The sequence below is a fragment of the Limnohabitans sp. 63ED37-2 genome (genome assembly GCF_001412535.1).
In the GTDB taxonomy this organism is placed as follows: Bacteria; Pseudomonadota; Gammaproteobacteria; order Burkholderiales; family Burkholderiaceae_C; genus Limnohabitans_A.
Map to the genome: position 1 here is coordinate 1,280,762 of NZ_CP011774.1, position 21,091 is coordinate 1,301,852.

The 21,091-nt window shown below is 61.3% G+C and carries 17 protein-coding genes; 16 read left to right on the forward strand and 1 reads right to left on the reverse strand.

Annotated features, from left to right (window positions below; translation table 11 throughout):
* The first annotated feature begins 27 nt into the window (after positions 1-27).
* From L63ED372_RS06170 to L63ED372_RS06205, 8 genes are all read left to right on the forward strand, one after another.
* Positions 28-1,926 carry a propionate--CoA ligase gene (locus tag L63ED372_RS06170; protein WP_062404380.1) on the forward strand — a complete coding sequence of 633 codons (1,899 nt, stop codon included), beginning with the start codon at positions 28-30 and terminating at the stop codon, positions 1,924-1,926.
* Positions 1,927-2,152: 226 nt separating this feature from the next.
* Positions 2,153-5,020 carry a 2-oxoglutarate dehydrogenase E1 component gene (locus L63ED372_RS06175; RefSeq protein WP_062404382.1) on the forward strand — a complete coding sequence of 956 codons (2,868 nt, stop codon included), beginning with the start codon at positions 2,153-2,155 and terminating at the stop codon, positions 5,018-5,020.
* A 91-nt stretch (positions 5,021-5,111) separates the two neighbouring features.
* Positions 5,112-6,362, forward strand: coding sequence for a 2-oxoglutarate dehydrogenase complex dihydrolipoyllysine-residue succinyltransferase (gene odhB / locus L63ED372_RS06180; protein WP_062404384.1), 1,251 nt, complete (start codon positions 5,112-5,114; stop codon positions 6,360-6,362).
* A gap of 61 nt (positions 6,363-6,423) precedes the next feature.
* Positions 6,424-7,851, forward strand: a complete 1,428-nt coding sequence (gene lpdA / locus L63ED372_RS06185) for a dihydrolipoyl dehydrogenase (protein ID WP_062407734.1) — start codon at positions 6,424-6,426, stop codon at positions 7,849-7,851.
* A gap of 113 nt (positions 7,852-7,964) precedes the next feature.
* Complete coding sequence (gene zapE, locus L63ED372_RS06190) at positions 7,965-9,062, forward strand: cell division protein ZapE (RefSeq protein WP_062404386.1); 1,098 nt, start codon at positions 7,965-7,967, stop codon at positions 9,060-9,062.
* A complete protein-coding gene (locus L63ED372_RS16495; protein ID WP_197275331.1) occupies positions 9,059-9,514 on the forward strand; it encodes a hypothetical protein in 456 nt (151 codons plus the stop codon). Before zapE ends, L63ED372_RS16495 begins: the two co-directional genes overlap by 4 nt.
* Positions 9,511-9,753: a DUF465 domain-containing protein gene (locus L63ED372_RS06200; RefSeq protein ID WP_442915149.1), complete on the forward strand. Its 243-nt coding sequence runs from the start codon at positions 9,511-9,513 to the stop codon at positions 9,751-9,753. Before L63ED372_RS16495 ends, L63ED372_RS06200 begins: the two co-directional genes overlap by 4 nt.
* Before the next feature lie 95 nt (positions 9,754-9,848).
* Positions 9,849-11,888, forward strand: coding sequence for an ATP-dependent DNA helicase (locus L63ED372_RS06205; RefSeq protein WP_231624602.1), 2,040 nt, complete (start codon positions 9,849-9,851; stop codon positions 11,886-11,888).
* Here L63ED372_RS06205 and L63ED372_RS06210 read toward each other — a convergent pair.
* A complete protein-coding gene (locus L63ED372_RS06210; RefSeq protein WP_156343565.1) occupies positions 11,857-12,645 on the reverse strand; it encodes an outer membrane protein assembly factor BamD in 789 nt (262 codons plus the stop codon). The two genes, L63ED372_RS06205 and L63ED372_RS06210, sit on opposite strands and share 32 nt — an antisense overlap.
* Before the next feature lie 71 nt (positions 12,646-12,716).
* On the opposite strand from L63ED372_RS06210, the gene L63ED372_RS06215 reads away from it, so the two are divergent.
* The 8 genes from L63ED372_RS06215 (at position 12,717) to hisS (ending at position 21,074) form a co-directional block, all read left to right on the forward strand.
* Positions 12,717-13,709 carry an RluA family pseudouridine synthase gene (locus L63ED372_RS06215; RefSeq protein WP_062404392.1) on the forward strand — a complete coding sequence of 331 codons (993 nt, stop codon included), beginning with the start codon at positions 12,717-12,719 and terminating at the stop codon, positions 13,707-13,709.
* A gap of 129 nt (positions 13,710-13,838) precedes the next feature.
* Positions 13,839-14,498: an SMC-Scp complex subunit ScpB gene (gene scpB / locus L63ED372_RS06220; protein ID WP_231624580.1), complete on the forward strand. Its 660-nt coding sequence runs from the start codon at positions 13,839-13,841 to the stop codon at positions 14,496-14,498.
* Positions 14,495-15,709, forward strand: a complete 1,215-nt coding sequence (locus tag L63ED372_RS06225) for a pseudouridine synthase (protein WP_062404395.1) — start codon at positions 14,495-14,497, stop codon at positions 15,707-15,709. Before scpB ends, L63ED372_RS06225 begins: the two co-directional genes overlap by 4 nt.
* 162 nt (positions 15,710-15,871) lie before the next feature.
* Positions 15,872-16,297 (forward strand): nucleoside-diphosphate kinase, encoded by a 426-nt coding sequence (ndk, locus tag L63ED372_RS06230; protein ID WP_062404397.1) that lies wholly within the window; start codon positions 15,872-15,874, stop codon positions 16,295-16,297.
* 41 nt (positions 16,298-16,338) lie between these two features.
* Positions 16,339-17,505, forward strand: a complete 1,167-nt coding sequence (gene rlmN, locus L63ED372_RS06235) for a 23S rRNA (adenine(2503)-C(2))-methyltransferase RlmN (RefSeq protein ID WP_062404400.1) — start codon at positions 16,339-16,341, stop codon at positions 17,503-17,505.
* The gene (locus tag L63ED372_RS06240) at positions 17,483-18,448 is read left to right on the forward strand and encodes a helix-turn-helix domain-containing protein (RefSeq protein ID WP_082431611.1); all 966 of its coding nucleotides are present in this window, start codon (positions 17,483-17,485) and stop codon (positions 18,446-18,448) included. The genes rlmN and L63ED372_RS06240 overlap by 23 nt, the downstream gene beginning before the upstream one ends.
* A gap of 2 nt (positions 18,449-18,450) precedes the next feature.
* Positions 18,451-19,740 (forward strand): flavodoxin-dependent (E)-4-hydroxy-3-methylbut-2-enyl-diphosphate synthase, encoded by a 1,290-nt coding sequence (gene ispG, locus L63ED372_RS06245; RefSeq protein ID WP_062404404.1) that lies wholly within the window; start codon positions 18,451-18,453, stop codon positions 19,738-19,740.
* Positions 19,737-21,074, forward strand: coding sequence for a histidine--tRNA ligase (gene hisS, locus L63ED372_RS06250; RefSeq protein WP_062404406.1), 1,338 nt, complete (start codon positions 19,737-19,739; stop codon positions 21,072-21,074). Before ispG ends, hisS begins: the two co-directional genes overlap by 4 nt.
* Positions 21,075-21,091 lie beyond the last annotated feature (17 nt).

Below are 21,091 nucleotides of genomic sequence, written 5' to 3' on the forward strand. Positions count from 1 at the left end.
AATTTGCTGGGTTTTCAGGAGACATCCATGGGCAATTTCGCAGAATTTCACGCCCGGTCGATCAACGACCGCGACGTTTTTTGGGCCGAGCAGGCCAAACTGGTGGACTGGAAAGTCCAGCCCCAGCAAATCTGTGATTACAGCAACCCGCCTTTTGCCAAGTGGTTCGTCGGTGGCCAGACCAACCTGTGCCACAACGCGGTGGACCGGCACCTGGCCGAGCGTGCCGATCAGCCTGCATTGATTTTTGTGTCGACTGAAACGAACCAGGAAAGAACCTACACCTTCTGCGAACTGCACACCGAAGTGCAGCGCATGGCCGCCATCTTGCAAGACCTGGGTGTGGTCAAAGGTGACCGCGTGCTGATTTACATGCCCATGATCGCCGAGGCGGCTTTTGCCATGCTGGCCTGCGTGCGCTTGGGCGCGATCCACTCGGTGGTATTTGGTGGTTTTGCCTCGCATTCGCTGGCCACCCGCATCGAGGACGCCTCGCCCAAAGTCATCATCAGCGCCGACGCCGGCTCCCGTGGCGGCAAGGGTGTACCTTATAAGCCGTTGCTGGACGAAGCCATCAAGCTCTCGGCCCACAAACCGGTCAACGTGATCATGGTGGACCGCAAACTGGCTGCCTTCACCCCTGTGGCCGGACGCGATGTGGATTACGCCACCGAGCGGGCCAAGCACATGGATGCGGTCGTGCCGTGCGTGTGGGTCGAATCCACGCACCCCAGCTACACGCTTTACACCTCGGGAACCACCGGCAAGCCCAAGGGCGTGCAGCGCGATACCGGGGGCTACACCGTGGCCCTGGCCGCCAGCATCCCCAACGTGTTTGAAGGCAAGCCCGGCGGCACCTTTTTCTGCACCAGCGACATCGGCTGGGTGGTGGGCCACAGCTACATCATCTACGGCCCGCTGATCGGCGGCATGGCCACCATCCTGTACGAAGGCCTGCCCATTCGCCCCGATGGTGGCATCTGGTGGAGCCTGGTCGAGAAGTACAAAGTCCAGGTCATGTTCAGCGCCCCCACAGCCATCCGGGTGCTCAAAAAGCAAGACCCTGCGCTTTTGTCCAAGTACGACCTGTCCAGTCTGCAGGCACTCTTCTTGGCGGGCGAACCCTTGGACGAACCCACGGCCAAATGGATTTCGGAAGGCCTGAGTGGCAAGGCCATCATCGACAACTACTGGCAGACCGAAACCGGTTGGCCGATTCTGAGCATTTGCAATGGCGTGGAAAAAGCGCCCAGCAAGTTCGGCTCGCCCGGAAAAGCGATTTACGGCTACAACGTCAAGTTGGTCGACGACCAGACGGGCGAAGAGTTGACCGGCGCCAACCAGAAAGGCGTGTTGACCATTGAAGGCCCGCTGCCCCCTGGCAACCTGCAAACCATCTGGGGCGATGACGAGCGCTTCGTCAAGACCTACTGGAAGACGGTGCCGAACAAGCTGGTTTACAGCACCTTCGACTGGGCTGTACGGGACGAAGATGGCTATTTCTTCATTTTGGGCCGCACCGACGACGTGATCAACGTAGCCGGTCACCGCCTGGGCACCCGCGAGATCGAAGAAAGCATCTCCAGCCACCCCAACATCGCCGAAGTGGCGGTGGTGGGCGTGGCCGATCAGCTCAAAGGTCAGGTGGCCATGGCCTTTGCCATTGCCAAAGACACTTCGGGCCTGACGGACGCGGCAGCGCGTCTGAAGCTCGAGGGCGAAGTCATGAAGGTGGTGGATTCGCAACTGGGCGCGGTGGCACGGCCCTCGCGTGTGTTCTTTGTATCCGCCTTGCCCAAGACGCGCAGCGGCAAGTTGCTGCGCCGGGCCATTCAGGCGGTGGCCGAGGGGCGCGATCCGGGTGATCTGACCACCATGGACGATCCAGCCGCCTTGCAACAGATCGTTGATCAGATCCAAGGCTGACTTTTCAGGACCCCGCATCGACGGGGTCTTTTTTTGCCGCAAAACCTTGTGCACGCCTGATGGAATACGAATGTAAGTTTGACATTGGCCAAGGCGTGGCACAATGCGGTTTGTACTCAGGCCCTTCCTTTGCCACAGTCGCATCCGCCAACCGGTTCAGCCGTGTCGCGGGAGGTAATTCTCAACCAACTAATGTTTCCCCGAGGGAAACGGAGGTCAGCGAAATATGAGCGAGACTAATTCCGTCTACGCTGCCTACCAAGGCAACACTTACTTGTTCGGCGGAAATGCCCCGTACGTCGAAGAGATGTACGAAAACTACTTGGCCAACCCCGGTAGCGTCCCAGATTCTTGGCGTGAGTATTTCGACGCCCTCCAGCATGTTCCCGCCGTCGACGGCACCAATGCCAAAGACGTCCCACACCTGCCCGTCATCAACGCCTTTGCCGAACGCGCCAAGTCCGGCGGTACCAAAGTTGTCATGGCCAGCGCCGATGTCGAGATGGGCCGCAAGCGCACCGCCGTGCAGCAGCTGATCGCCGCTTACCGCAACGTGGGCCAACGCTGGGCCGATTTGGACCCCTTGAAGCGCACCGAGCGCCCCAACATTCCTGACCTCGATCCCGGCTTCTACGGCTTCTCTGACGCCGACCAAGAAACCGTGTTCGACACCAGCAACACCTTCTTCGGCAAGAACAACATGTCCTTGCGCGAGCTGCTCAATGCGCTGCGCGAGACCTACTGCGGCACCTTGGGTGCCGAGTACATGTACACCACCGAGCAGGCTGAAAAGCGCTGGTGGCAGCAAAAGCTCGAAAGCATCCGCAGCAAGCCCAATTTCACAGCCGAGAAGAAAAAGCAGATCCTCGATCGCCTGACGGCTGCCGAAGGCTTGGAGCGCTACCTGCACACCAAATACGTGGGCCAAAAGTGCTTCTCGCTCGAAGGTGGCGAGAGCTTCATCGCCGCCATGGACGAGCTGATCCAGTCGGCCGGTGCGCAAGGTGTGCAGGAAGTTGTGATCGGCATGGCCCACCGTGGCCGCCTGAACGTGCTGGTCAACACCATGGGTAAGTTGCCCGCAGACCTGTTTGCCGAGTTTGACCACACCGCCCCCGAAGACCTGCCAGCCGGTGACGTGAAGTACCACCAAGGCTTCAGCTCGGATGTGAGCACGGCCGGTGGTCCGGTCCACCTGTCGCTGGCGTTCAACCCCTCGCACCTCGAAATCGTGAACCCTGTGGTCGAAGGCTCGGTGCGTGCCCGCATGGACCGCCGCGATGACCCACATGGCAAGCAGGTGTTGCCGGTGCTGGTGCACGGCGACGCCGCCTTTGGTGGCCAGGGTGTGAACCAGGAAACCTTTGCGCTGGCCCAAACCCGTGGTTATTCCACAGGCGGCACGGTGCACATCATCATCAACAACCAGATTGGTTTCACGACGTCGGACCCCCGCGACATGCGCTCGAGCGTGTTCTGCACCGACATCGTCAAGATGGTCGAAGCCCCAGTGCTGCACGTCAACGGTGACGATCCCGAAGCCGTGGTCATGGCCGCGCAACTGGCCCTCGAATACCGCATGACCTTCCGCAAGGACGTGGTGCTGGACGTGGTGTGCTTCCGCAAACTGGGCCACAACGAGCAGGACACCCCTGCTTTGACCCAGCCGCTGATGTACAAGAAAATCGGCGCTCACCCCGGCACACGCAAGCTGTTTGCCGACAAACTGGCGGCGCAAGGCTTGGGCGACAACTTGGGCGATGAGATGGTCAAGGCCTACCGCGCTGCACTCGACGCCGGTAAAAACACCACCGACCCCGTGTTGACCAACTTCAAGACCAAGTTCACCGTGGACTGGTCGCCTTTCCTGGGCAAGAAGTGGACCGATGCGGGCGACACCGCCATTCCATTGGCCGAGTGGAAACGCTTGGCTGAAAAGATTTCCACCATCCCCGATTCGGTCACCCCGCACCAATTGGTCAAAAAGGTGTACGACGACCGTGCAGCCATGGGCCGTGGCGAAATCCCGGTGGACTGGGGCATGGGCGAGCACATGGCTTTTGCCTCTTTGGTGGCCAGCGGCTACCCCGTTCGCCTGTCGGGCGAGGACTGCGGCCGTGGCACCTTCACGCACCGCCACGCCGTGATTCACGACCAAAAGCGCGAAAAGTGGGACACCGGCACCTATGTGGCGCTGCAAAACGTGACCGACAAGCAGGCACCCTTCACCGTGATCGACTCGATCTTGTCCGAAGAAGCGGTGCTGGCTTTTGAATACGGCTACGCCTCGAATGACCCCAACACCTTGGTCATTTGGGAAGCGCAGTTCGGCGACTTTGCCAACGGCGCACAGGTGGTGATCGACCAGTTCATCGCCTCGGGCGAGGTCAAGTGGGGCCGTGTCAACGGCATCACCTTGATGCTGCCCCACGGCTACGAAGGCCAGGGCCCCGAGCACAGCTCGGCCCGCGTCGAGCGCTTCATGCAGCTGGCGGCCGACACCAACATGCAACTGGTGCAGCCCACCACGGCCAGCCAGATCTTCCATGTGCTGCGTCGCCAGATGGTGCGCAACCTGCGCAAGCCCTTGGTCATCTTCACGCCCAAGTCGCTGCTGCGCAACAAGGACGCGACATCACCCGTGTCCGAGTTCACGCATGGCAGCTTCCAGACCGTGATCCCCGAGAACAAAACGCTCAAGGCCGACAAGGTCAAGCGCGTGGTGGCTTGCTCGGGCAAGGTGTACTACGACCTGGTCAAGCACCGCGAAGCCAAGGGTGCCGACGACGTGGCCATCATCCGTGTGGAGCAGCTCTACCCCTTCCCACACAAGGCGTTTGCGGCCGAGCTGAAAAAGTACCCCAACGCCACCGACATCGTGTGGTGCCAGGACGAGCCACAGAATCAGGGTGCCTGGTTCTTCATCCAGCACAACATCCACGAAAACATGCAAAGTGGCCAAAAGCTCGGTTATGCCGGTCGTGCCGCCTCCGCTTCTCCAGCGGTGGGTTACTCGCACCTGCACCAGGACCAGCAAAAGGCGCTGATTGAGGCGGCATTTGCCAAACTCAAAGGCTTCGTGCTGACCAAGTGATGTGGCCTCTGGCGCTGAGTGTCCAGCGCCAGACCCTTCACCCACATCCTCCCGTACACCTTCCTAACGAACAACGCATAACGGAAAAATCATGGCAATCGTAGAAGTCAAAGTTCCCCAACTGTCCGAGTCTGTGGCCGAGGCCACCATGCTGCAGTGGAAAAAGAAAGTCGGCGACACCGTGGCCGCCGACGAGATCCTGATCGAGATCGAAACCGACAAGGTCGTGCTCGAAGTGCCCGCACCTTCCGCTGGCGTGCTGTCTGAAATCATCCAGGGCGACGGCGCCACCGTGGCCGCCGAGCAACTCATCGCTCGTATCGACACCGATGGCAAAGTTGCCGCTGCGGCCCCGGCTGCCGCTGCACCAGTTGCTGCGCCTGCTACGGTTGCCGCAGCGCCTGCTGCTGCCACTGGAGGCAACATGGCCGGTGTGGCCATGCCCGCCGCGGCCAAACTCATGGCTGACAACAGCCTGGCCGCAGGTTCTGTGGCGGGATCTGGCAAAGACGGTCGCGTGACCAAAGGTGATGTGCTGGCCGCTGTGGCTGGGGGTGTCAAGTCCACCGCCGCGGTGATCCCCACCGGCGTGCCCACCAAGGCCTTGCCTCAGGTCTCGGCCCCCGCCGTCAACTTGGGCGACCGCCCTGAGCAGCGCGTGCCCATGACCCGCCTGCGTGCCCGCGTGGCCGAGCGTTTGCTGCAATCGCAGTCGACCAATGCCATCTTGACCACCTTCAACGAAATCAACATGGCCCCGGTCATGGAGATGCGCAAGCGCATGCAAGAGCGTTTCGAGAAGGAACACGGCGTCAAGCTCGGCTTCATGAGCTTCTTTGTCAAAGCCGCTGTGCATGCCCTCAAGAAGTTCCCTGTGCTGAACGCTTCGGTGGATGGCAATGACATCGTCTACCACGGCTACTTCGACATCGGTATCGCGGTGGGTTCGCCCCGTGGTTTGGTGGTGCCGATTCTGCGCAACGCCGACCAGATGAGTTTTGCCGACATTGAAAAGAAGATCGCTGAGTTTGGCCAGAAAGCCAAAGACGGCAAGCTGGGCATCGAAGAGATGACCGGCGGTACCTTCTCGATCTCGAACGGCGGCACCTTCGGCTCGATGATGTCGACCCCCATCATCAACCCACCTCAGTCGGCCATTTTGGGCGTTCACGCGACCAAAGACCGCGCCATGGTGGAAAACGGCCAAGTCGTGGTTCGTCCCATGAACTATTTCGCCATGTCGTATGACCACCGCATCATCGACGGCCGCGAAGCCGTCTTGGGCTTGGTCGCTATGAAAGAAGCGCTGGAAGATCCAGCCCGCTTGCTGTTCGACATCTAAAACCCCCTTGTTTTGAATGCCCCCTTTCCAGGGGGCGTTTTTCATCCAAAAGGCATTTCCCATGAGCAAACAATTTGACGTCGTTGTCATCGGCGGTGGCCCCGGTGGCTACATTGCAGCCATCCGTGCTGCCCAACTCGGTTTCCAGGTCGCCTGCATCGACGAATGGAAAAACGCAGCTGGTGGCCCAGCCCCTGGCGGCACCTGCACCAACGTGGGCTGCATCCCCTCCAAGGCGCTGCTGCAGTCCAGCGAGCACTTTGACCATGCCAACCACCACTTCGCCGAGCACGGCATCAGCGCCACGGGTGTGAAGATGGATGTGGCCCAGATGATCGCCCGCAAAGACACCGTGGTGAAGCAAAACAACGACGGCATCTTGTACTTGCTGAAAAAGAACAAGGTCACGTTCTTCCACGGCCGTGGCCGCTTTGCGAGCAAGGCTGAAGGCGGCTACGAGATCAAGGTGGCAGGCAAGACCGAAGAGTCGATCACCGGTAAAAACATCATCATCGCCACCGGCTCCAACGCCCGTGCGCTGCCTGGCACCCCGTTTGACGAAGTCAATGTGTTGTCGAACGACGGCGCCTTGCGTTTGGCCGCTGTGCCCAAGAAGTTGGCCCTGATTGGTTCTGGCGTCATTGGTTTGGAGATGGGCTCGGTCTGGCGCCGTCTGGGCGCAGAGGTCACCATCCTCGAAGGTCTGCCCACATTCTTGGGCGCCGTGGACGAGCAAATCGCCAAAGAAGCCAAGAAGGCATTTGACAAGCAGGGCTTGAAGATCGAGCTGGGCGTGAAAGTCGGCGAGATCGTGAACGGCAAGAAAGGTGTCACGGTCAACTACACCAATGCCAAGGGCGAAGCCGTGAAGCTGGACGCCGACAAGCTGATCATCTCGATCGGCCGTGTGCCCAACACCATCGGTCTGAACACCGAGGCTGTGGGCCTGCATCTCGACGAGCGCGGCGCCGTGGTGGTTGACGCCGACTGTAAAACCAACCTGCCAGGCGTGTGGGCGGTGGGTGACGTGGTGCGCGGCCCGATGCTGGCGCACAAAGCGGAAGAAGAGGGCGTGGCGGTGGCCGAGCGCATCGCGGGCCAACACGGTCACGTCAACTTCAACACCATCCCTTGGGTCATCTACACCAGCCCCGAGATCGCTTGGGTGGGCCGCACCGAGCAGCAGCTCAAGGCCGACGGCGTGGCGTACAAAGCCGGCTCGTTCCCGTTCCTCGCGAACGGCCGTGCCCGCGCCTTGGGCGACACCACCGGCATGGTCAAGATGCTGGCAGATGCGACCACCGACGAAATCTTGGGTGTGCACATCGTGGGCCCACAAGCTTCCGAGCTGATCGCCGAGGCCGTGGTGGCCATGGAATTCCGCGCCAGCGCCGAAGACATTGCCCGCATCTGCCATGCACACCCCAGCTTGAGCGAGTCCACCAAAGAGGCCGCTTTGGCCGTGGACAAGCGCAGCTTGAACTTCTAAGCCCTTGACTCACCCGAAACTGCGGTTTTGGGTGAGTTGGGTTAAAGTTCCGCATCCCTGAAAACCCGGGCCTGGTCCCGGGTTTTGTTATTGATTTCAAGAGCAAGTCACCCATGTCCGTTCGTGAAGTTTACGAAGAAGAACTCCAAAAACGGGGCTACCAAAGCGACCCCGCGCAACTGCGGGCCATTGAGGCGCTGGAGCGCTGCGCCAAGGAGTGGGCAGCTTACAAGTCCAAGCGCTCGGGTCTGCTGGGCAAATTCCTGAGCCGCCCCGAGATTCCCAAGGGGGTTTACATGTTTGGCGGGGTGGGACGCGGCAAGAGCTTTTTGATGGACTGCTTTTTTGCGGCCGTGCCCATTGAGCGCAAAACCCGTCTGCACTTTCACGAATTCATGCGCGAGGTGCACCGCGAACTGTCTGTGATCCAGGGGACCGTCAACCCGCTCGATGAGTTGGGCAAACGCATGGCCAAGCGTTACCAGTTGATCTGTTTTGACGAGTTCCATGTGGCCGACATCACCGACGCCATGATCTTGCACCGCCTGCTGGTGGCCCTGTTCGACAATGGTGTGGGCTTTGTCACCACCTCCAACTTCGAGCCCGATGGCTTGTACCCCGACGGTCTGCACCGTGACCGCATCTTGCCCGCGATTGCTTTGCTGAACCAGCGCATGCAAGTTTTGAACGTGGACAACGGCACCGACTACCGCCGCCGCACGTTGGAGATGGTCAAGCTCTACCACTCGCCTTTGGGTGAGCAGGCCGATGCCGAGATGAACGACGCCTTCAACCGCCTGGCCACCGGGCCGGACGAAGACCCGGTGCTGCACATCGAGGCCCGTGAAATCAACGCCAAACGCCGTGCGGGTGATGTGGTCTGGTTTGATTTTCGTGCCATTTGTGGCGGCCCGCGTTCGCAAAACGACTACCTCGAAATCGCCACGCAGTACCACACCGTGCTGCTGAGCAACGTGCCGCACATGCCCGTGAGCATGGCCTCCGAGGCGCGGCGTTTCACCTGGTTGATCGACGTGCTTTACGACCGCCGGGTCAAGCTGATCATGTCGGCCGCTGTGCCGCCTGAAGGCTTGTACACCGCTGGGCCCATGTCGCACGAATTTCCGCGCACGGTCTCACGCCTACACGAGATGCAGTCGAGTGAGTTCTTGGCGCTGGAGCACCGCACCGTGGACACGCACCTCACATGACACGTGGATTTATCAGCGCGAGTTGTGGCCTGGCGCTGGGTCTTTTGGCGGGCTGTAGCTTTCAAGCCCCCATCGTCCAGGAGCCTTCTGTGCCTTGGGTCGCGCCATCGGGCAGCGCCACCACCACGTCCACCCCACCGGAAACACGCCCGTCAAGTCAGGGCCCGGCCTCCCAACAAGACGATCTGCCCGAGGCCATCACCCGTCAACGGCAGACGCTGGCGGCGCACCGCAGCGCCATCGCTCAGGCCGAAGCGGCGCAGCAGGCCGTGTGCTGGCAAAAGTTTGCCGTGAATGCTTGTTTGAGTGAAGCGCGTCGCACCCGCAGACAGGCGCTGGAGCCGCTGCGGCAGCAGGAGTTGGCCCTGAACGCCCAAGAGCGCTTGTGGCGCACCGAGCAGCGTGAGCGGCGACTGCAGGGCAAACAAACTGTTGGCCGGGACATACCATGAGCGTGGACAATCCCAACGATGCCAATCCAAGCGCTGCGATGGATTTGCACTCGCCACAGCGTCAGTTGATCGAGTGGCAAATCGAGCATGCCGACCTCGACGCCCTGATCGATCAGGCGGCCTTGATGCCTGGCCACATGGATGAGCTGCGTTTGCGCCGCATGAAAAAACGCCGCCTGGCCTTGCGCGACCAGATGGCCAGCCTGCAAGCGCAGTTGGCACCCAAGGAGCCCGCTTGAACAGGCTGGACCAGCAGGTTGCCGATGTCCTGTCCACCCACGGGGTGCTTGCGCAAAAGGTGCCCGGCTTTCAGCCCCGGCAGGGCCAGTCCGACATGGCCATGGCCGTCAGCCGCACGGTGCAGGATGGCGGACAGCTCGTGGTGGAGGCGGGTACTGGCACGGGAAAAACCTATGCTTACTTGGTGCCGGTCTTGCTCAGTGGTCAGCGGGTGCTGGTGTCCACCGCCACCAAGGCACTGCAAGACCAATTGTTTTCACGCGACATCCCGCGCCTGGTGGAGGTGTTGGGTCTGCCCATTCGAGTGGCCTTGCTCAAAGGGCGCTCCAACTACCTGTGCCTTCACCGCATGGAGCAAGCACGGCACAGCCCCGAGTCGGCCCAGCCGGGAGCACAAAAGGCCCTGGCCAAGATCGAGACTTGGGCGCAGTCCACCCGCACAGGCGACATGGCCGAGCTGACGGGTCTGGACGAGCGCTCTTCCTTGTGGCCGTTGGTCACCTCCACCCGTGACAACTGCCTGGGATCGACTTGCCCGCGCTACCGGGCTTGCCATGTGAATCTGGCCCGCAAAGAAGCCATGGCCTCGGATGTGGTGGTCATCAACCACCATTTGTTTTTTGCCGACCTGTCGGTTCGCGAATCGGGCGTGGCCGAGTTGTTGCCCACGGTGCGAGTGACGGTGTTCGACGAAGCCCATCAACTCAATGAAATTGGGGTGAATTTCCTGGGCAAGCAACTGTCTACGGTGCAATTGCACGAGTTGGTGCGCGACGTCTTGGCCACCGGTTTGCAATTGGCGCGAGGCCTCGTGGATTGGCAGGCCCTGAGCGCGGGCCTTGAAAAAGCAGCCCGTGATTGGCGACTGGCCGCGGGCATGCACCGCGGCTCGGTGCGCTTGCGCTGGAGCGACCAACACCCCGAGGGTGTGGAGCCCAGCGAATGGGACGCGGCTTTGCAGGCGGTGACACAAGCGCTGGCGCATTTGCAAAATGGCCTGGACATGGTCAGCGAGCTGGCCCCAGATTTTCAACGCCTGGGCGACCGCACTCGGGAGCTGTTGCAGCGAGCGGCCTTGTTTGCCGACACGCCCAACCCCGAAGGCGTTCGCTGGGCCGAGGTCAGTGCGCAGCTGCGCCTGATCGAATCGCCCTTGGACATTGCGCAGGCCTTTTCTGCCTTGACCCGTCCAGTGTCAGCCGCGCCGCCCGGTGATGCCGAGTCTGGCGCTGCCCTGAGTCTTGGTGTTGATCCCGATTCGCTGGAGGCCTTGATGGCCGGAGACCCGCGAAACGCCGGGGGCGAAGCCATGGCAGGGCCTGCAGGTGGCGTGGGCCAGCGGGCCTGGATTTTCACCTCGGCCACTTTGGGGGACGAGCCGAGTTTGCGCTGGTTCACCGAGCCTTGTGGCCTGAGCTCGGCCGAGGTCATGCAGGTGGACAGCCCATTTGACTATGCCCAGCAAGCGGCCTTGTATGTGCCGCCCCACCTGCCGCGCCCGGGTGACCCGGCTCACGCCCGCCAGGTGGCCGCTTTGGTGCTGGAGGCGCTGGCCATTTTGGGTGGCCGAACGCTGGTGCTGACCACCACCTTGAATGCCATGCGCAGCATTGGCGAGCAACTGCAAGCGCAGTGCGAGGGGCGTGTGGAAGTGCTGGTGCAGGGCCAAAGCCCCAAACGTCGGTTGATGGAACGCTTTCGCGAAGGTGGCGGTTTGGGCGATGCGCATGGCCGCACGGGCTGTGTGCTGGTGGCGTCGGCCTCATTTTGGGAAGGTTTTGATGTGCCCGGTGACGCGCTGCAGCTGGTGGTCATCGACAAACTGCCTTTTCCACCGCCGGGTGACCCGCTGTTTGAGGCCCGCAGCCAGCGCGTCACGCAGCAGGGCAAAAGCGCTTTTGCCGACCACGCATTGCCGGAGGCGGCGGTGTCACTCAAACAGGGGGCAGGGCGATTGATCCGCAGTGAAACCGATCGCGGCATATTGGTGGTCTGTGACAACCGGCTCAGCACCATGGCCTATGGTCGCCGCCTGGTGCGGGGTTTGCCCGCCATGCGCCGCTTGGAGGACCATGCGGCTTTTCTGGACGCGTTGCGTCAGCTCACCACAGACGCCAGCCACCCGAGCGCTTGACCTCGGCGCCATCGGTGAGCAAAAAGGCCGACTTGGGGAAGTTGGTCTCCAGCACGCGACGGGCATCGTTGCTCAGCGCCGTCATGCCCATGGCCTTGTAGGAACTGATCAAAATCGCCAGCGCTTCTTCAAGGGCAGGCACCCCCTGGTAATCGGCAATGGCTTGCTGAGCCCGGTTGATGGCGGCCACATGGGCACCGCGGCTGGCGTAGTAGCGGGCCACATGCACCTCATAAGCGGCCAGTGAGTTGACGATGTGTGTCATGCGCTGACGGGCATCGGCGCTGTATTTGGATTCTGGAAAGCGGGTGCTCAACTCGCGAAACGCTTCATAAGAGTCTTTGGCGGCCTTTTGGTCGCGCTCAGACAGGTCTTGCCGCGTGATGAAGGAAAACAGCCCGAGGTTGTCGTTGAAGTTGACCAGACCTTTGAGGTAGAGCGCGTAGTCAATGGCCGGGCTGGTGGGGTGCAGGCGGATGAAGCGGTCCAGGGTGGCCACGGCCTGGATTTTGTCGCCGGTTTTGTACTGGGCAAAGGCCTTGTCAATCTGGGCTTGCTGGGCCAGTGCGGTGCCGGCTGCGCGGCCTTCGAGCTTTTCGTAGTAGCCAATGGCCTTGTCCCAAGCACCAGCCTTGGCCTCATCTCGGGCTTCGCTGTAGATTTTTTCAGGGGTCCAACCCGCTGTGACGTCCTTGGTGGTGTTCGCGCAGCCGCTCAGAAAGAGTCCCGTGGCCAAAACCAGGCCGACTGGAACCATCGATAATCTGAAGCTTTGCATCTGTGTCACCTTGATTGTTGAACCCTTTGATTATATCGACCGACCCCGAAATGAATGACTCCGGCGAGCTGCCGGAAGATGTCGAGCCCTTGCTGGAATCGTCGCAAGAAGAGGTGCGTGTGGCTGCAGTGCCTGTGGCTTTGCATGGTCAGCGGCTGGATCGGGTGTTGGCACAGCTGGTGCCGGAGTTTTCACGCAGTTATTTGCAGCAACTCATTGAGCAAGGCGAAGCGCTCATCGATGGCCGTGTCACCACCAAGGTGTCGGCCAAGGTCAGGTTGGGGCACCTGCTCCAAATCACCTTGCGGGCCACGCCGCAGTCTCAGGCCTTTGTGCCCGAAGCCATGCCGATCGAGGTGGTGTACGAAGACGAGCACCTGCGCGTGATCCACAAACCGCCGGGTCTGGTGGTGCATCCCGCCCCGGGCAACTGGCGCGGCACTTTGCTCAATGGTTTGTTGGCGCTCGACCCCAAAGCCAGCGAAGTGCCCCGCGCTGGCATCGTCCACCGACTGGACAAAGACACCAGTGGCTTGATGGTGGTGGCCCGCACGCGCCAGGCCATGGATGCGCTGGTGTCTCAAATTGCGGCGCGGCAAGTGCACCGCCAGTACCTGGCCTTGGCGCACAAAAACTGGACCGGCGCATCACCGCGCACTCTCGAAGCCGCCATTGGCCGAGACCCGGCCAACCGCCTGCGCATGGCCGTGGTGGACCTGAGCCACCAGTCGGGCAAAACGGCGTCCACGACCTTCGATCTGCTGGCCCAGGGCGAGCGTTGCTGCCTGGTCCAATGCACCTTGCACACCGGGCGCACGCACCAAATCCGGGTGCACATGGCGCACCTGGGGCACCCTTTGTTGGGGGACGCCGTCTATGGCGGTGTGCCTTTGGGCGGCATGAGTCGCCAAGCCTTGCATGCCTGGCGACTGGCTTTTGAGCACCCCATCACCGGGGAGTGCATCGACCTGACATCGGATTGGCCCGAGGACATGGCCCAGGCCCTCCAGAATTTGGGCCTCAGTTACAATCTGAGCCCTTGAAGCGAAGCTGAAGCCCATTGGCTTATCCCCACCTGTGGGATTCTTTTTCAGTTGATCGTTTCATTTCGACACGCCGTGAGGCGTTTTGCCACCACGCCGTGAGGCGTTTTTTTCCGAAAGACCGACACCATGAATACGGCGCAAGCCAAGCGTGTCCTGGAAACGGCCCTGCTCACAGCGGGCCAGCCATTGTCATTACGCGACATGCGCGTGCTGTTTGACGATGCGCTCGGGGCTGACACCCTGCGGCTGATGCTGCAAGAACTCGAATTGGAATGGGCGGGCAAAGGCTTGGAGCTGACCCACGTGGCCAGTGGCTGGCGCTTTCAAAGCCGCCCAGAGCTGCGGATGTATCTGGACCGTCTGCACCCCGAAAAACCCCCCAAATACACCCGCGCCGTGCTGGAAACCCTGGCCATCATTGCCTACCGCCAACCGGTCACCCGGGGCGATATGGAAGACATCCGTGGCGTGACCATCGGCTCGCAAATCATCAAACAGCTCGAAGACCGTGGATGGGTCGAGGTCATTGGCCACCGTGAAACCGTGGGCCGTCCCAGCTTGTTTGCCACCACACGCCAGTTTTTGGACGATTTGGGCCTGTCCTCGCTGGACCAATTGCCTTTGCTCTCCCAAGTGGATTCACCCATGTCGGCCCTGGCGGGCATGCTGGAAGAGTCTCCGGCGCAAGCCAGCCTGTCACTTGAAGAGGCCTTGGCCGAATCGGTCGAACTGGCCGATGCGGACCCTGCCAACACCGGCCTCGGCCAAGAAAACACCCCCACATGAACGATTCCTCTTCCAATGCACAGGGCCAGCGCCCTGGCGTGTACGCAGCTCGCAAGTCGGGCGCGGCCACTGTGATCCAAACGACCGCGACGCCTTACAAGGCGATTGACCTGGCCGATGTGGTCTCTGGCCAGTTCGACGACGAGGAGGCGGCCGAAGCCGTGGCGCAGGACTTGGGCAAGCGCGTGCTCGCGCCGCAGACCGACTCGCCCAAATTGCACAAGGTGCTGGCCCAGGCCGGTATGGGCTCGCGCCTGGAGATGGAAAAACTCATCACCGAAGGCCGCATCGCCGTGAACAACGAGCCCGCCCATGTGGGCCAGCGCGTGCAATACGGTGACCAAATCAAGGTCGACGGTAAGCCGATCCGCATCCGCATCGACCCGCCACCCGCCCGTGTGATCGCTTACCACAAGCCCGCAGGCGAGATCGTCAGCCACGATGACCCGCAAAACCGTCCCTCGGTCTTTCGCAAGCTGCCGCGCCTGCAAAACGGCAAATGGCAGTCGGTGGGCCGCCTCGACCTCAACACCGAAGGTCTGCTGCTTTTCACCAGTTCGGGCGAGCTGGCCAACCAACTCATGCACCCTCGTTTTGGTCTGGAGCGCGAGTACGCCGTGCGTGTCCTGGGCGCTTTGAGCAAGGATGAAAAACAAAAACTGCTGGACGGCGTGATGCTCGACGACGGCCCGGCCCAGTTCGGCTCGATCGAAGACGGCGGTGGCGAGGGCTCCAACTGCTGGTACCGCGTCACCATCTCTGAAGGCCGCAACCGCGAGGTGCGCCGCATGATGGAAGCCGTGGGCCATGCGGTCAGCCGCCTGATCCGCATCCGCTACGGCGCCATGGTGCTGCCGCACGGCCTGCGCCGTGGTGCCTGGCTGGAGCTGGACGAGTCCGACATCCGCTCTTTGATGCGTGCAGCGGGCACCAGCGAGCGCCCCCGCCCGGTGACCGAGCACCCGGTGCGAACCAACCGCAACGACCGCCGCCCTCGCACGGGCGGGCAGGGCAGGGTGGGCAGCGCCGTGCCCCGCGCCAAACCCGCAGCCAAACCCAACCAGGCGCCCGGGGGCTCTGGATTGCACGCCAAATCGGATGCGCCGAAAAGCGAGCCCAAATACATTGGCGCAGAAAGTTTCAACCGCCTCAAAAATACGCCGGGCGGTCCTGGCCGGGGCGGGCGTGGTGGCAGTGGCCGAAGCCGCTGAAGCCGGGTGCCTGGGCACTTCAGGCCGGGTCTCCGGGGCCTGGTGCCGAAAGCACTTTGACCCTGCAGGGCAGAGGCCTTTTTTCTGCCCCGCTCAGGTTAGAATAATGGGCTTTGTCGCAGGGCAAAATCGCATTCACAATTTTTCATAATAGGAAATCAAATGGCCATCGAACGCACTCTCTCCATCATCAAGCCCGACGCTGTCGCCAAGAACGTCATCGGTCAGATCTACGCCCGTTTCGAAGCCGCTGGCCTCAAAGTGGTCGCAGCCAAGATGGCACATCTCTCGCGCGGCGAAGCCGAGCAGTTCTATGGCGTGCACAAAGAGCGTCCTTTCTTCAAGGACTTGGTCGACTTCATGGTCTCCGGTCCCGTCATGATCCAGGCCTTGGAAGGCGAGAACGCCATTGCCAAGAACCGCGACCTGATGGGCGCCACCGATCCCAAGAAAGCCGCTGCAGGCACCATCCGCGCTGACTTCGCCGACAGCATCGACGCCAACGCCGTGCACGGCTCCGACGCCCCTGAAACCGCTGCCGCTGAAGTTGCTTTCTTCTTCCCCGGCATGAACGTCTACGCACGCTGATCGCGTCGCGGACCGCACGCGCCCTTAAGCGCCCCGACCCCATGACGGCCAACCTTCTCGAATTCGATCTGGAAGGTTTGGCCGTTTTTTGCGAGGGTTTGGGTGAAAAGCGCTTTCGGGCTACCCAGTTGTTCCGCTGGATCCACCAGCGGGGCGCTTCTGATTTCGATCAGATGAGCGATTTGGCCAAGTCCTTGCGCCAAAAGCTCAAATCTCACGCGCACGTTTCGCCGCTGCCCGTGATCAGCCAACACATTTCCGCCGACGGCACCATCAAATGGCTGTTCAACGTCGGTGATGGCAACGCCATCGAGTCGGTGTTCATTCCTGAGGATGACCGTGGCACCTTGTGCATTTCATCGCAGGCCGGCTGCGCCGTGGGCTGCCGTTTCTGCTCCACCGGCCACCAAGGCTTCAGCCGCAATCTGACCACAGGCGAGATCTTGGCCCAGTTGTGGTTTGCTGAACATTTTCTGCGCCAGCACCTCCGAACCGATGAACGTGTCATCTCCAACGTGGTGATGATGGGCATGGGTGAGCCGCTGCAAAACTACTCGGCCCTGGTGCCCGCTTTGCGCACCATGCTGGACGACCACGGTTATGGCCTCTCGCGCCGCCGCGTCACGGTGTCCACCTCGGGTGTGGTGCCCATGATTGAGCGTTTGTCGGGTGATTGCCCGGTGGCTTTGGCGGTGTCCCTGCATGCGCCTTTTGATGCGCTGCGCGACAACCTGGTGCCGCTCAACCGCAAATACCCGCTTGACGAGCTCATGCAAGCGTGCATCGGCTACCTGGCCCATGCGCCGCGTGACTTCATCACCTTTGAATACTGCATGCTCGACGGCGTCAACGACCAGCCCGAGCATGCCAGCACTTTGATTGATCTGGTGCAAAAGCACGCACGTCAAGGCCTGCGTTGCAAGTTCAATCTGATTCCTTTTAACCCGTTTCCAGCCTCTGGTTTGTTGCGTTCCCCGCATGCGCGTGTGCAAGCCTTTGCCAAACAACTGCAAGACGCGGGTTTGGTCACCACGGTGCGCAAAACCCGGGGTGACGACATCGATGCCGCCTGCGGCCAATTGGCCGGTGATGTCAAAGACCGCACACAGGTCCAATCGCGCATGGCCGAGCAGCGCACCATCTCTTTGGTGCCACTGTCTGCGGTGACTTTTTCGGAGACCCGACATGACACCAAGCCTCAAATCTGAGTCTGCTTCAGAGACCAGCCTTGCACCGACCCCAGCTTCGGCCGCAACTGCCGGGCAGTTGTTACGCGAGGCCCGCCTGAAGGCAGGCGTGCATTTGGCTGTTTTGTCGGTGACCTTGAAGGTGCCCGTTCGCCAACTGGAGGCACTGGAGGCCGACGAGCTCGACCCGGGCAAAGGGGCTGTTTTTTACCGCGGTCTGGCGTCCAGCGTTTGCCGCCATTTGCACACGGATGCGGCGCCGATTTTGGCTTTGTTACCGCAAACTTCTGCCCATCTTCAGCCCCTGGTCAGCTCGATCCAACCTCTGGAGTCAGAGGGTTCTGTGCGCATCAACAGCGTGCCTTGGGGCCGCATGTTGTCTTCCAAAGTTGTCTGGGTGGCCGCGCTCTTGTTGTTCATGACGGGCGCTTTTCTGTGGATGCCCGGCCCGGGCCAATGGGCGTGGTTGGACGACGTCAAGTCCTTGATGGCCGATGAAGTGGTGTCGCAGGAGGTCACCGAGCCTGTGGTGCCACCGCCAGCCACGGTGACTGAAATTTTGCCGGTACCTGTTGTACCCACGGCCTCGGCCGATGCCTCCAGCCCAGCCCCTTCTGCTGCCTCTGTGGTCAGCCCGGCCAGCCCGGCCTTGGCCCCAGCCGCCCCCATGAGTCAGCCCGTTCAGAGCGCCCCGCCAGCCAAACCAGCGGTCAGCGCCTCAGCAGAACCCGAATGGGTGTTTTCTGCCTCGGGCGACAGCTGGCTGGAAGTGCGCAACGCCCAAAAGGCGGTGGTTTGGAGTGGTGTGGTCAAGGCGGGTGAAAGCACACGCATTCAAAGTCCATTGCCCGTCAGTGTGGTAGTGGGCCGTGCCCAAGTGGTCACAGCCACCTTGCGCGGCCAGCCTTTTGACCTCAAGCCCCACACCCAGGTGACGGTGGCGCGTTTTGAAGTGAAGGAGTAAACATGTCCTCTGCCGACTTGCCCCTGAGCCCTGAGCCGATTGCCATCGCCCGCCCTGCAGTGCGGCGCAGCCGCCAGTCCCAAGTGGTCTGGGGTTCGCGCGTCGTCACCGTTGGCGGCGGGGCTCCGGTTCGCGTGCAGTCCATGACCAACACCGACACGGTGGATGTGATCGGTACCGCCATCCAGGTCAAAGAGTTGGCGATTGCCGGCTCAGAGATGGTGCGCATCACGGTCAACACCCCCGAAGCAGCGGAGGCAGTGCCGCACATTCGCGATCAGCTCGACAAAATGGGCATCGATGTGCCCCTGATCGGCGACTTTCATTACAACGGACACCGCTTGCTGACTGACTACCCGGCGTGCGCCGAGGCGCTGTCCAAGTACCGCATCAACCCCGGCAACGTGGGCAAGGGCGATAAGCGTGATGTGCAGTTCGGTCAGATGATCGAAGCGGCCATGCGCTGGAACAAAGCCATCCGCATCGGTGTGAACTGGGGTAGCCTCGACCAGGAGTTGTTGGCCGACCTTATGGACACCAACAGCCAACGCGCCAACCCTTGGGAAGCACGTCAAGTCATGTACGAGGCGTTGATCTCGTCGGCCATCTCGTCGGCCCAGCGTGCCGAAGCCATGGGCCTCAATGGGGACCAAATCGCCTTGTCGTGCAAGGTCTCGGGCGTTCAGGATTTGATTTCGGTCTACCGCGAGCTCGGTCGCCGCACCGATTACGCGCTGCACCTTGGCCTGACCGAAGCGGGCATGGGCACCAAGGGCACGGTGGCTTCGGCTGCGGCCTTGTCGGTGCTGCTTCAAGAGGGCATTGGCGACACCATCCGCGTCTCCCTCACCCCCCAGCCGGGCGAAGCACGCACCCAAGAGGTGGTGATCGCGTCCGAGATTTTGCAGTCGCTGGGATTGCGCATTTTTGTGCCCAGCGTGACCGCTTGCCCCGGCTGCGGCCGCACGACCAGCAGCACCTTTCAAGAACTGGCCAAACAGATTGATGACTTTTTGCGGGCCCAAATGCCGGTTTGGCGTGCGCGTTACCCCGGGGTCGAAAACCTCAAGGTGGCAGTGATGGGCTGCATCGTGAACGGCCCTGGCGAAAGCAAGCACGCCGACATCGGCATCAGCCTGCCTGGCACCGGTGAAGCGCCCGCTGCGCCGGTTTTCATCGATGGTGAAAAACGCCTGACGCTGCGAGGCGAAGGCATTGCACAAGAGTTCCAGGGGCTGGTTGAAAACTACATTGAGAACCGTTTTGGTTCCGGATCTGCTGAGAAAAAATGAGCGAGTCGCTGAAAGAAAATACCCCCAAGGTCGAAAAAACGGCCAAAGCCCAGAAGCTGGTGGGCGTCAAGGGCATGAATGACATCTTGCCGCCCGATTCGGCCCGCTGGGAATGGCTGGAGGGCCAGGTACGCGCTTTGATGGCACGGTATGCCTACCGCAACGTGCGCTTGCCCATCGTCGAGCCCACCGCATTGTTTGTGCGCGGTTTGGGCGAGGTCACCGACATCGTCGAGAAGGAGATGTACTCCTTTGAAGACCGCTTGAACGGCGAGCAACTGACCCTACGTCCCGAAGGCACGGCCGGATTGGTGCGGTCGGTCGTTGAGCACAACCTGCTGTACGAAGGGGGCAAGCGCCTTTACTACATGGGCCCCATGTTCCGCCACGAGCGCCCGCAGCGCGGCCGTTACCGCCAGTTTCACCAAATCGGCGCCGAAGTGCTGGGCTTTGGCGGAGCAGAGGTCGATGCCGAGCTGATCTTGCTGGCCAATGACCTGTGGAAGGTGTTGGGCCTGAAAGACGTTCGCCTGGAACTCAACAGCTTGGGTCAACCGGCCGAGCGCCAAGCCCACCGCGCCGCGCTGATTGCGCACTTGGAAAAACACAGCGATGTGCTCGACGAAGAGGCCAAGCGCCGCCTGCACAGCAACCCGCTGCGCATCCTGGACACCAAAAACCCGGCCATGCAAAGCGTGGTCGAGGCCGCGCCCCGTTTGCTCGACTTTTTGGGTGAGGCCTCTTTGGCCCACTTCAACGCGGTCAAGGCCATCCTAGATGCCAATGGCGTGGCCTACAGCATCAACCCACGTCTGGTGCGTGGGATGGATTACTACAACCTCACGGTGTTCGAGTTCATCACCACCAGCCTGGGTTCGCAAGGCACCATCTGCGGTGGTGGCCGATACGATTACCTGATTGAGCAAGTGGGCGGCAAGCCCGCCCCCGCCGTGGGCTGGGCTTTGGGCGTTGAGCGCGTTCTCGAACTCATCAAAGAGCAGGGCGAGGCCTTGCCCGACCTGGCCCCTGATGTTTACGCCATCATTCCCGAAACTGCTGCTTTGCCGGTGGCCATGCAGGTGCTGCAAACCTTGCGAGCTTGCGGCGTCTCGGCCCAAATGCACGCGGGCAGTGGTGAAGGCATGGGCAGCATGAAGTCTCAATTCAAAAAAGCCGATGGCTCAGGTGCACGATTTGCCCTGGTTTTTGGGGCCGAAGAGTTGGCCCAAGGCCATGTGGCGGTCAAATCACTGCGTGACGGCGAAGGTGCCCAGCGCACCGAGCCGCTGAACACGGTGGCCGCTTGGGCCCACAGCCTACAATCCGCGCTTTGATGCGCTCATTTACTGAT